Here is an 11,172-nt window from a genome sequence, read left to right as displayed (position 1 = left end):
CACGTCCTCGACGGTGGGGACCGAGCCGATGAAGGAGGGGCTGCAGCCATGAGTTCGCTGTTGACCGAGAGCGACCTCATCCACGAGGAAGAGGTGGTGTGGCTGGAGAACCCGGAAAAGCTCGACTACGTCCGTCAGGCGCTCGACAAGACCAAGCGCCGCAACACCAAGCCGCCCTACGCCCGTGACGGCCGCATGGTCGGGTACGCCCTGCTCGACGACCAGGCCGCCCCCGACCCCGACAGCGGCCTGTACAAGCGGAGGGTCTTCTTCCTGCTGCCGCACGACCGGGACAGCCTGCCCGACGGCCTCTACCGCGAAGGCGCCCCGGGCGAGGCCATCGACCCGCGCACCATCGAGCCCGGCAAGCCCGGCGCGAAGACCCCGCGCTCCCAGCGCGGCCCCGTGGCGATGGCGTCCTCCACCCCCTGAGCCACCTCACGCCGCCCCGCACGGCCCGCCGGAACCGGTGAGCACCGAAGCCCGAAGCTCGTGGCCCGATGCCGCCCGACGCACGCCCTTGCACCTGCCTTGCGGCGCAGGCGGCCCGCACCCCGGCGCTCAGGCACTCCCCCGGCGGCGGGCGCGCGCCGCACGGCCTTGTTCCGGTTGTCCTCCGTGGCCTCACCAGGGACCCGAGCGTGCGCGTGACGTCGTCCGCGGACTTCCGTGAGCGCGCTCAAGACGGACCGCATCGGCGAGGTGTCCGGCGTGGCGATGACGGCCGTATGAGGAGGGGCGAAGCCCGGGGGGTGGAAAAGGGGCGGGGCGACCGGATTCGAACCGGCGTCCTCCGAGATGCTGTCGCGGCGCACTACCTCTGTGCTACGACCCCGCCTTGCACATGATCATAGGCTCCTGCCGCACCCGTCCGCCAACCGAATTCGGGGCCTCGACGGAGGAGTCTCCCCGGCAGCGGGCACAGGCGGCCCCACCGAGGTCAGCGCACGGTCAGAACCAACTCCCCCGCGGCGCGGCCCGTCTCGCCGAGTCCGTGCGCTTTCGCCGCGTCGGCCAACTCGTACGGCAGCGGGAGGCGCCGGATGCCGTCCGCTCCCCCGGTCCCGCCCTCCGCGCGGCGTCGCGTCTCGAACCTGCACCGGCTGCCGGGGCCGAAGGGACTCGCGCCGTTCCGCCGACTGCGGCAGACTCCGGGAGATGCGTGATCACTTGGATGCGGCACCGGGGCTGAGGCTGCGGCGCTGGTCGGCCGCGGACGCCCCGGCGGTGCTGACGGCGTTCGCCGAGCCGTTGATGGACCGGCAGAGCGGCGAGCCGGTCTCCTCCCCCGCCGCGGCACGGCGCTGGCTCACGGCCGCGGCCGGGCAGTGGGACTCCGGCACTCGTTTCGCTTTCGCCGTGGTCGACGACGCGGACACGGTGCTGGGCAATGTGGCGGTGGGTCCCGTGGACCGCCGGCACGGCACGGGGTGGGTGTCGTACTGGACGACGGCAGCGGCGCGTGGCCGGGGCGTCGCCTCCCGCGCCTGCCGCGCTCTGGCCCGCTGGGCGTTCGACGACGTCGGGCTGTTCCGGCTGGAGCTGGGGCACCGGGTGGACAACCCGGCCTCCTGCCGCGTGGCCACGGCCGCCGGCTTCGCCGTCGAGGGACTCCAGCGCGACAAGCTCGAGTACGACGGCGTCCGCCACGACGTGGAACTGCACGCGCGGCTGGCCACCGACCCGGAGCCGATGCCGCGACGGCCGTGAGAGCGCGCCGAGTGCCCCAACCCCCGCACCGAGGAGAAGAGACGTGCTGAGCCTGGATCTGCATCCGCTGTTCCGCAACAACCGCGACATAGAACTGGCGCTGCGGCAGTTCATCTTCCGCGCCCACCAGTCGGGCGAGCCCGTCGCCGAGATCATTCCCGGCAAGGGGACGGGCCGGCTCCGCGGCCGGGTGCTGGCCTTCCTGGAGCAGAAGCACATCAGGAGGCTGTACGACCGGGTGGAGATCAGCGACGCCAACACCGGGCGCGTACTCGTGCACTTCACCCGGCGCTGAGCCGGCCGGGCACGCGGACAGGGGCGGCCCGCTCGCCGCCGCGCGGGGCCCGCTCTCCGGGTGTGCTCCGCGCCCGAGTCAGCACGGTGCGGGGCTCTCAGCCGGCGGGAGGGCGCTGCCGGAGTGCCGGTGCTCCGGCCGCCGGGCGGTCCGCCGCGCGACCGCGGCCTCCAGTGCGGCTCGGCGTCGCGGCCATTCCGCCGCCGTGACCGAGAACAGGGCCGAGTCCCGGAGCAGTCCCTCCTCCCCCGCCACCCGAGAGCGGGACCAGTTGCGCAGCACACCCTCGAACCGTGCGCCGACCCTTTCGACGGCCGCCCGGGAGCGGGCGTTGCGGGCGTCGGTCTCCAGGTCGAGGCGCGCCACCTTCCACGTCTCGAACGCGTGCCTGAACAGCAGGTACTTCGCCTCGGTGTTCACTCCGGTGCCCTGGGCCGAGGCGGCGAGCCAGGTGTAGCCGACCTCGACCGCGCACAGCCCCTCCCCCACCGGCCACGGCCGCGGTCCGCAGTAGGCCGTGACCCCGACCGCCCGCCCCGTCGCCCGGTCCACCTGCGCGTACGGAGCCAGCTGTCCCGAAGCGGCGACGGCGAGCCGCGCGGCGACGTACTCCCCCATCTCGGCCGCACGGGGCACCCAGGTGAACCCATAGGAACTGCGGTCCTCCTCGGCCGCCACCGAGAGGTCCGGCACGTGCCGGTGGGCAAGGGGCTCCAGACGCACGAGCGTCCCCTCCAGAACCGGTCCTTCGAGTAGGAAAACCATCCCCCGCCGCCCACCTGTGCTCGTGCCGATACCGACGTCCGCCGACGATCCGCGATCGCCCATGCGGTGTTCTCCCCGGAAGATCATCGCAGGATGATCACGTCCTGTCCCGGAGAATTCCGCCCGGTGGGGCCCCTCCCCCAACGGGCCCCTTCCTCCGAACGAGCCCCTCCCCCAACCAGGCCCCTGCCCCCGAACGGGGCCCCCGCTCCCTCAGAGCTGCGGACAGAAGTGGGTTCCGATCAGCGGGCGGTGTCCACTTCTGTCCGCAGCTCTTAAGGGGCGCCTAGCCTGTAGACGTGACCCAGCAGCCCGGTCGTCCGGACCGATCCGGCGGGAACGAAGCCGACGAAGCGGCCCGAGCGGATCGCCACGACCCCACGCACCAGACGGATCCCTACGACGTCGGTGGTGCCCTGTACGACTCCATCGGTCTGATCGCACGACGGCTCCGGCACAGCAGGGCGCCGGGTGAGCTGTCGCTGCCCGAGCGTTCGGCGCTGTCACGACTGGCCGGTGCCGGACCGGCCTCGGCGGCCGAACTGGCGCGGGCCGAACAGATCACCGCACAGGCCATGGGCACCGTCGTGAACGGACTTGAGGCGCGCGGTTTCGTCGAGCGCCGACCCGACCCTCATGACGGCAGGCGGATCATCGTGTCGCTCACCGAGGCTGGCGAGGACGTACTGCGACGCAAGCGCGAGGCTCGTGGCCGGCAACTGGCCACGGCGCTCACCGAGCGGTTCACCCCCGCCGAGCTACGGACCCTCGCCGCAGCGGCGCCTCTGCTGGAGCGGCTGGGCGAAAGCCTCTGACACCGTATGCACGCCCGCCGACAGTGGGCACCCGTCTCCCATGAGCAACAACACCATGCGAGCCGTCGGCTACCGCGAGAGCCTGCCGATCGGCGACGAGGACAGTCTGATCGACCTGGAGCTCCCCCTCCCGGAGCCAGGCCCCCACGACCTCCTGGTGGAGGTGGCGGCCGTCGCGGTCAACCCCGTCGACTACAAGATCCGACAGAGCAAAAACCCGGGTGGGGAGCCGAAGGTGCTCGGCTGGGACGCGGCGGGCACGGTCGTCGCGGTCGGCGAGGAGGTGCGGCGCTTCAGCACCGGGGACGAGGTGTACTACGCCGGTGCCCTCGACCGGGCCGGGGCGAACTCGGAATACCACGTCGTCGACGAGCGGCTCGTCGCCCTCAAACCCGCCTCCCTCTCCTTCACCGAGGCAGCCGCCCTCCCCCTGACCTCACTCACCGCCTGGGAGGGCCTGTTCGAGCGGCTGGGCCTGGACAACGGCGGCCTCAACCAGGACGGCGCCCTGCTGATCACCGCGGCGGCCGGAGGTGTCGGTTCCATCGCGGCCCAGCTGGCGCGCGCCCTGACCAGCCTGACCGTCATCGGCACCGCGTCCCGCCCGGAGACCGTCGAGTTCGCCACCCGTATGGGCGTCCAGCACGTCGTCGACCACCACAAGCCGCTGGTCCCCCAGCTCACCGAGGTCGTTCCGGACAACCTGACCCACGTCTTCAGCACCGCCGGCACCGACCGCAACCTGACCGACTACGCCGAGGCGCTGTCTCCCTTCGGCCGCATCGTCGCCATCGACGACTTCGACTCCCTGCCGGTCGGGGTGCTGAAGCCCAAGAGCATCTCGTTCCACTGGGAGTTCGTGTTCACCCGCTCGCTCTTCCAGACCCCGGACCAGGCCAGGCAGGGCCACATCCTGTCCCAGGTCGCCCGTCTGGTGGACGCGGGCATCCTCACCACCACCGCCGCCAAGGACCTCGGTCCGGCAAACGCGGCCGGCCTCCGCGAGGCGCACCGCATCCTGGAGTCGGGCACGGCGATCGGCAAGATCACCCTCACCGGCTTCTGACCGCAGGCCCTCCCCTCCCCCGGTGGGAGACGGACGTCGACAGGAGACGGGACGGGGGCCTGCTCGACGCCAGTGGCGTCGAGCAGGCCCCCGTCCATGAGGCAGCCCTCTCAGGCGTCGAGCGTTCCACTCGACCTGACCGCTCAGTCGGTGCCGGACTCCATGGCGGCGCGGTCCAGCATCTCGTCCTCCTCGGAGACCTCGCCACGGGAGGCGATGGCCTCGGCGCCGCCCTCCGGCAGGGTGCCGATCAACCCGGTGGCGGCCGCCTGGGCGGCGCCGAGCGCGGAACCGGCGGCGCCGAGCAGGCCGATCGCGGCGTACTGCTCCAGCTTGGCGCGCGAGTCGGCGATGTCGAGGTTGCGCATGGTGAGCTGACCGATCCGGTCCACCGGTCCGAAAGCCGAGTCCTCGGTGCGCTCCATGGACAGCTTGTCCGGGTGGTAGCTGAACGCGGGGCCGGTGGTGTCGAGGATCGAGTAGTCCTCACCGCGCCGCAGACGCAGGGTGACCTCACCGGTGACGGCGGCGCCGACCCAGCGCTGGAGCGACTCGCGGACCATCAGGGCCTGCGGGTCGAGCCAGCGGCCCTCGTACATCAGCCGACCCAGCCGGCGGCCCTCGTTGTGGTACTGGGCGAGGGTGTCCTCGTTGTGGATCGCGTTGACGAGGCGTTCGTACGCCGCGTGCAGCAGGGCCATGCCGGGCGCTTCGTAGATGCCGCGGCTCTTGGCCTCGATGATCCGGTTCTCGATCTGGTCCGACATGCCCATGCCGTGGCGCCCGCCGATGGCGTTCGCCTCCATGACCAGGTCGACGGCCGACGCGAACTCCTTGCCGTTGATCGTCACCGGGCGGCCCTGCTCGAAGCCGATCGTGACGTCCTCGGTGACGATCTCGACCTCGGGGTCCCAGAAACGCACGCCCATGATGGGCTCAACGGTCTCCACCCCGGTGTCCAGGTGCTCCAGGGTCTTGGCCTCGTGGGTGGCGCCCCAGATGTTGGCGTCGGTGGAGTACGCCTTCTCCGTGCTGTCGCGGTAAGGCAGGTCGTGGGCCAGGAGCCACTCCGACATCTCCTTGCGGCCGCCGAGCTCGGTCACGAAGTCCGCGTCCAGCCAGGGCTTGTAGATCCGCAGCTGCGGGTTGGCGAGCAGACCGTACCGGTAGAACCGCTCGATGTCGTTGCCCTTGAAGGTGGAGCCGTCGCCCCAGATCTGGACGTCGTCCTCGAGCATCGCCCGCACCAGAAGGGTGCCCGTGACGGCACGGCCGAGCGGCGTGGTGTTGAAGTAGGCCCGCCCGCCCGAGCGGATGTGGAACGCCCCGCAGGTGAGTGCGGCCAGGCCTTCCTCGACGAGGGCGGCGCGGCAGTCGACCAGGCGCGCGACCTCGGCGCCGTAGGTCTTGGCGCGGCCGGGCACAGAGGCGATGTCCGGCTCGTCGTACTGACCGATGTCTGCGGTGTAGGTGCAAGGGATGGCGCCCTTGTCACGCATCCACGCGACCGCGACCGAGGTGTCGAGGCCGCCCGAGAAGGCGATGCCGACGCGCTCGCCGGCCGGAAGGGAGGTTAGGACCTTGGACATAGAAAGAGTATGCAGAATCTCGCATGATCATGCAAAGGGGGGTGGCCAGAAGGTTTTCGGCTGTGCCCCGGCGGGGGAGGCTGAGGGGTGATGGGCGCCGTCGACTCTCCAGCTCTATTACGGCGTAATAGCCCGGCTCCGGGGGGCCTGGTCCCTGGCGGCACGTGGGGCAGGGGCTGAAGGGACCAAAGGACCGAAACTCGGACTCATGGGCGACTGCTCCCCACGGCGGCGGAGCCTGCGGGCGGGCTCGGTCCCTGGGCTCCGCTGGGTCCCTGGCCGCTGCCTCGGCCTGCCAGGGCAGTAGGCGGCCATCCAGGGACCGTAAGAGCTCAGGGGCCCGGCACAGGGCGGGGACAGGGGCTGCAGCTCTTTGGTCCCTGAGCCTCAGTCCCTGGCATTTTCGCAGGTCAGAGGGGTTATGGAGCCCCTAGTAGGGACCAGAGGGACTGAAATCGCTAATTATGAGCTGCTCAACTACTTGTTTGTATGCGCGCGTGCGTATGAACACACAAGAAAGATTCTGCTTATAAATAGCGGCTTGGGTCCCTACAGTCCCTCAGTCCCTGGGTAAAACGCCTCTGACCTGCGGAAACGTGCCAGGGACTGAAGCTGGACCCAGCCCCTCTCGGGCCCTGCTGTTTGGTCCCTGGTCTCTGACAGCCCCTGCCGACCTGGGCTTTCCCTGTTTTCTCCTCAGCCCCTCGGGCCCCAGGCCGCCACGATCCCGGTCCCTTCCGGTCCCTCGGCTCCTCCAGAGGGCACTTTTCGGTCCCTGAGGTCCGGCCCTGTGTCCCGGTCCCTGAGGTCCGGTCCCTGCATCCCGGTCCCTGGCTTGCGGTCTTCGGCCTTCAGTCCCTGAGCTTGAGTCCCTCGGCTTCAGTCCCCCAGCTCGGGCCTCTCTGCTTCGGTCCCTGGGCTTCTGGCCCCTCGGGAGCTGTCCGGCAGGAGCCTGCTCTCAGGGAGCCTCGCCTTGGTTGGGGTCCCTCAATGTCCGAATCGGGATTCGAGTCACTTGGGTCCCTTCGGTCCTTGTGTGCTCCGCCGGCAGGGACCGTGGGGTGGCCCCGACCGACATCGACGTAGTGCCTGTACCCCGGGCCACGGCTGAGCCCGCGCTCGCGGGAACTATTACGCCGTAATAGCCGCACCTCAGGCTCAATCCCGAGGTGTCGGCTCTCGGCCCCCGCCCCTCGGCCGACCCCTCCTCCCAGGGGTTTCACATTATGTGAAACAGGGGTTCTCAGGCAGACTCTTCTCCATGGCGAAGCGCAGACAGGCGGCGGCCCACCCGACAAAGCCGCTGGTCAGGCCCCCGACCCGGATCGGTTCTCTGAATGTCGGCGCGGTGGTCGCCGAGTTGAGACAACTGCATGAGGCGGCGGGCGACCCGGATGTCGAGCGCATGCCCGGGGACGAGGAGATCTTTGGGGCGCTCCTCTACTGCGAGAAGCACGCCTTCGCCCTCCGGCGCTCAGGCATCGAGGCGCAGCGTTCCGCCGCGCTCAAGAGGGTCCAACTGTGGGAGTACCTACGGGAGCAGACGGACCTTCACCAGCTCCGTGCGGTGACCGACGCCCGCAGCGCGGGCGTCCCCTGGGTCCAACTGGCCCCGGCCTTGGCGGTTGCGGCGCCGAGCGCGGCGTACAACAAGGCGAAGCGTCTGCAGGCCGTCACGCTGACCGACGACACCGCGGACGCGCGCCCGGTCCGGCGGACGCCGGAAGCGGTTCTCGAAGCGGAGCGGCGCAGGGCCTTGGAGGCGGAGGCGGAGCGCCGCAAGCAGGAAGCCGCGGAACGCTCTCATCGGCTGCTGCTTCCCGTCGCACGGCGGCTCGTCGAACAGAGAGCCGCGCTGGTACTGGACGAAGACGCCGCGTACTGGCTGGACGAGATCTCCGCGGTGCTTCCCGATTGTGTGACCCCCACTCAGATGCTGAGCCTCAACCGCTATCTCGGGGCCGCCGTTCGGTCCCTGCGGAAGCAGGAACAACTCAGCGGCCTCCCGGCCGCCAGGACGCAGGAGGCGCATGCGGCGTACGTGGCCGCCGGTGCACTGCAGGAAGAAGCAGGGAACCTCCCGCATTCCTGAGGCCCTGCTCTATTACGGCGTAATAGAGCAGGGCAGTCGGGAGCCGTTTCGTTCGTCCGCTCGGAGGGACTGAGGGACTCAAGGACTGAAGGACGGAAAAGGCCCCGAGGGACGGGAGGCCCGAGGGACGCGGGGCTGGAGGACGCCCGGGCTCGGGGCCTGATGCCCCGGCAGAGCCGTTTGTCGGAGGGCGGGTTATTACGCCGTAATAGCTTCCGCCCTCCGACAGCCCCGCCCTGCAGGGTCCGAAGGGGCTGAAGGGCCTCAAAGTCCGAGAAGTGTCCGGCCTCTCCGGACCAGGAGGACCGAGGAGGGCGCCTCGCTCGGCGAAAGGCCTTGTGGGCGTTAGTAATTGAGTGCTAACTTACTTGCATGGTCAGGATGAGCGCGCAGGAACGGCGTGAGAGCGTCATCCGCGCGGCGACGAGCGAGTTCGCCCGCGGTGGCTACTACGGCACCTCCACCGAGGCGATCGCCCGGAGGGTCGGCGTCTCGCAGCCGTATCTGTTCCGGCTCTTCCCGGGCAAGAAGGCGATCTTCCTCGCGGCGGTCGACCGCTGCACCGAGGAGGTGATCCGCATCTTCCACGAGGCCGCTGAAGGACTGGAGGGTCAAGAGGCCCTGCACTCCATGGCCAACGCGTACAGCAGGGTCATTGTCGAACGGCCCGAACTGCTCACCATGCAGATGCAGACCTACGTCGCGGTGGCCGCCGCCGAGGCCGACGGCGACCACGAGTTCGGCGAGGCCGTGCGTGCCGGCTGGATGCGGCTGTGGGAGGCGGTCCACCTTCCGCTCGGTGCGGACGTCAACGAGACGACGACGTTCCTGGCGTACGGCATGCTCATCAATACGTTGGTGGCCATGGGGTTCCCGCCCCAGCACCGGGTGTGGGAAGGGCTCTACCCGTCCGCCCGAGTCCATGGCCGACTGGAGAAGTAGCGAGGGCTGAGGGGGAGGAGCACTCGAGTGAGCGCGCGGGGGCCTTCTCCTGCCCGCCAAAGTTAGTCATCGATAACTAAGTGAAGGTCGCACACGCGATCACCACCGTCACAGCGCCACTGGGGGAGAGATGGCACAACAGAAGGCAAACAACCGAACGGATCGCACCGGCCGTGCCGGCCGACAGGAATCGCAGAGCTCACCTCGCCGCGGGGCCATGGCCTGGGCCCTCGTCATCACCAGCGTCGCCGGTTTCATGGCGGCCCTCGACAACCTCGTGGTCACCACCGCTCTGCCCTCCCTCCGCAAGGACCTCGGGGGAGCGCTGGACGACCTGGAGTGGACCGTGAGCGCCTACACGCTCACCTTCGCCGTCCTGCTGATGTTCGGCGCGGCCCTCGGCGACCGGTTCGGCCGCCGACGGCTCTTCATGGTCGGCCTCACTGTCTTCACCGGTGCGTCCGCCGCCGCGGCCATGGCGCCGGGCATCGACTCCCTCATCGCCGCCCGCGCGGTCCAGGGTGCCGGTGCGGCGGTGATGATGCCGCTGACCCTGACCCTGCTGACCGCCGCGGTGCCACCGGCCAAGCGTGGGACCGCGTACGGGATATGGGGCGCGGTGAACGGGCTCGCCGTCGCCTCCGGTCCGCTCATCGGCGGCAGCCTCACCGAACACGTCTCCTGGCACTGGATCTTCTGGCTGAACGTTCCGCTCGGTCTCGCCGTCATGCCGCTCGCCCGTCTGCGCCTGGACGAGTCCCATGGCACCGGTGCGCGCCTCGACATCCCCGGCACCCTTCTCGCCAGCGGTGGCCTCTTCGGCATCGTCTACGGTCTGGTCCGCGGCCCCTCCGACGGCTGGACCAGCTCCCTGGTGCTGACCGGGCTGTTCGCGGGCGCGGCGCTCCTGACGGGCTTCGTGCTGCACGGCATCCGCGCCCAGAACCCGATGCTGCCGATGCGGCTGTTCCGCTCCCGCGCCTTCTCCGGGATCAACGCCGCGAGCCTGTTGATGTTCCTGGGCATGTTCGGCTCGATCTTCCTGCTCAGCCAGTACATGCAGGGAGTGCTCGGCTACTCGCCCACCCAGGCGGGGCTGCGGATGCTGCCCTGGACCGGTATGCCGATGCTCATCGCGCCGGTCGCGGGCGTCCTCTCCGACCGGATCGGCGGCCGCCCGGTCGTCGCCGCGGGGCTCTTCCTGCAGGCGGTCGGTCTCGGCTACATGGCGGTCGTGGTGACCGCGGACACCTCCTACACCACCCAGCTGCCCGCCCTGATCATCAGTGGTGTGGGCATGGCGTTGTACTTCGCCCCGGCCGCCAACCTGGTCATGTCGAGCGTCCGGCCGGAGCAGCAGGGCATCGCCTCCGGTGCCAACAACGCCTTGCGCGAGGTCGGCGGAGCGCTCGGCGTCGCGGTGATGTCCTCGATCTTCGCCGCTCAGGGCGGATACGAGAGTGCACAGAGCTTCGTCGACGGTCTGCGGCCCGCGCTCATGGTCGGGGCCGTGGTGGTGGCGCTCGCCGCGGTCGCGGCCCTGCTGATTCCCGGCAGGCGCCGCGCCGCTCCCGCCCAGGTCGTCACCGAGCGCCCTGTGGCCTCCTCGGAGACAGTCGACCATGTCAGCGTGGAGCCCACGATGAGCTGACGGAGAACGCACACCGTCTCCGACGGCCCCGGCCGGCTCTCTCCGAGCCGGCCGGGGAGCGGTCGTTTCCGAGGTGCGGTCCGGTGGTTCCGGGGCACGCGATTATTACGCCGTAATAGCCCAGGGCCCGTCTCAGAGCGCTCGGCGGTCGGCAGCACGGCGAAGGCCGAGGGCGGGAACCGCAGGGCGAGGCCCGGGCGTCGACCGGAGAAGAGGAGAACCGGTCCAGACCCCAGCAGGCCAGGGA

Annotated in this window: 10 protein-coding genes and 1 tRNA gene; 8 read left to right on the top strand and 3 right to left on the bottom strand. The window is 70.1% G+C overall.

The features are described 5' to 3' along the window. Positions 1–48 precede the first annotated feature (48 nt). Positions 49–432: a DUF6009 family protein gene (locus tag ACH5A8_RS30245; RefSeq protein WP_365530084.1), complete on the top strand. Its 384-nt coding sequence runs from the start codon at positions 49–51 to the stop codon at positions 430–432. A gap of 330 nt (positions 433–762) precedes the next feature. Here ACH5A8_RS30245 and ACH5A8_RS30240 read toward each other — a convergent pair. Then, positions 763–837, bottom strand: a tRNA-Leu gene (locus ACH5A8_RS30240). A gap of 321 nt (positions 838–1,158) precedes the next feature. On the opposite strand from ACH5A8_RS30240, the gene ACH5A8_RS30235 reads away from it, so the two are divergent. Beyond that, positions 1,159–1,710 (top strand): GNAT family N-acetyltransferase, encoded by a 552-nt coding sequence (locus ACH5A8_RS30235; protein ID WP_399007147.1) that lies wholly within the window; start codon positions 1,159–1,161, stop codon positions 1,708–1,710. 43 nt (positions 1,711–1,753) lie between these two features. Continuing rightward, positions 1,754–2,005, top strand: coding sequence for a Smr/MutS family protein (locus tag ACH5A8_RS30230; RefSeq protein WP_399007146.1), 252 nt, complete (start codon positions 1,754–1,756; stop codon positions 2,003–2,005). Between the two features lie 78 nt (positions 2,006–2,083). On the opposite strand, the gene ACH5A8_RS30225 is transcribed toward ACH5A8_RS30230, so the two are convergent. Next, the gene (locus tag ACH5A8_RS30225) at positions 2,084–2,770 is read right to left on the bottom strand and encodes a GNAT family N-acetyltransferase (RefSeq protein ID WP_399007145.1); all 687 of its coding nucleotides are present in this window, start codon (positions 2,768–2,770) and stop codon (positions 2,084–2,086) included. A 299-nt stretch (positions 2,771–3,069) separates the two neighbouring features. Between ACH5A8_RS30225 and ACH5A8_RS30220 the strand changes: the two genes are divergently transcribed. Continuing rightward, positions 3,070–3,585, top strand: coding sequence for a MarR family winged helix-turn-helix transcriptional regulator (locus tag ACH5A8_RS30220; protein ID WP_399007144.1), 516 nt, complete (start codon positions 3,070–3,072; stop codon positions 3,583–3,585). A gap of 40 nt (positions 3,586–3,625) precedes the next feature. Next, complete coding sequence (locus tag ACH5A8_RS30215) at positions 3,626–4,651, top strand: zinc-binding alcohol dehydrogenase family protein (protein WP_399007143.1); 1,026 nt, start codon at positions 3,626–3,628, stop codon at positions 4,649–4,651. 143 nt (positions 4,652–4,794) lie between these two features. Here the strand turns inward: ACH5A8_RS30215 and argG are convergent, their stop codons facing one another. Continuing rightward, a complete protein-coding gene (gene argG / locus ACH5A8_RS30210) occupies positions 4,795–6,240 on the bottom strand; it encodes an argininosuccinate synthase (protein WP_399007142.1) in 1,446 nt (481 codons plus the stop codon). 1,261 nt (positions 6,241–7,501) lie between these two features. On the opposite strand from argG, the gene ACH5A8_RS30205 reads away from it, so the two are divergent. From ACH5A8_RS30205 to ACH5A8_RS30195, 3 genes are all read left to right on the top strand, one after another. Further along, a complete protein-coding gene (locus ACH5A8_RS30205) occupies positions 7,502–8,332 on the top strand; it encodes a hypothetical protein (protein ID WP_399007141.1) in 831 nt (276 codons plus the stop codon). 372 nt (positions 8,333–8,704) lie between these two features. Beyond that, complete coding sequence (locus tag ACH5A8_RS30200) at positions 8,705–9,274, top strand: TetR/AcrR family transcriptional regulator (protein ID WP_399007140.1); 570 nt, start codon at positions 8,705–8,707, stop codon at positions 9,272–9,274. Positions 9,275–9,491: 217 nt separating this feature from the next. Beyond that, positions 9,492–10,925 carry a DHA2 family efflux MFS transporter permease subunit gene (locus ACH5A8_RS30195; protein ID WP_399007139.1) on the top strand — a complete coding sequence of 478 codons (1,434 nt, stop codon included), beginning with the start codon at positions 9,492–9,494 and terminating at the stop codon, positions 10,923–10,925. The last annotated feature ends 247 nt before the right edge of the window (positions 10,926–11,172 follow it).

The sequence above is a fragment of the Streptomyces sp. NPDC018610 genome (genome assembly GCF_044391765.1).
In the GTDB taxonomy this organism is placed as follows: domain Bacteria; phylum Actinomycetota; class Actinomycetes; order Streptomycetales; family Streptomycetaceae; genus Streptomyces.
The sequence above is the reverse complement of the archived record's forward strand: the minus strand, read 5'-3'. Positions and strand labels throughout refer to the sequence as shown.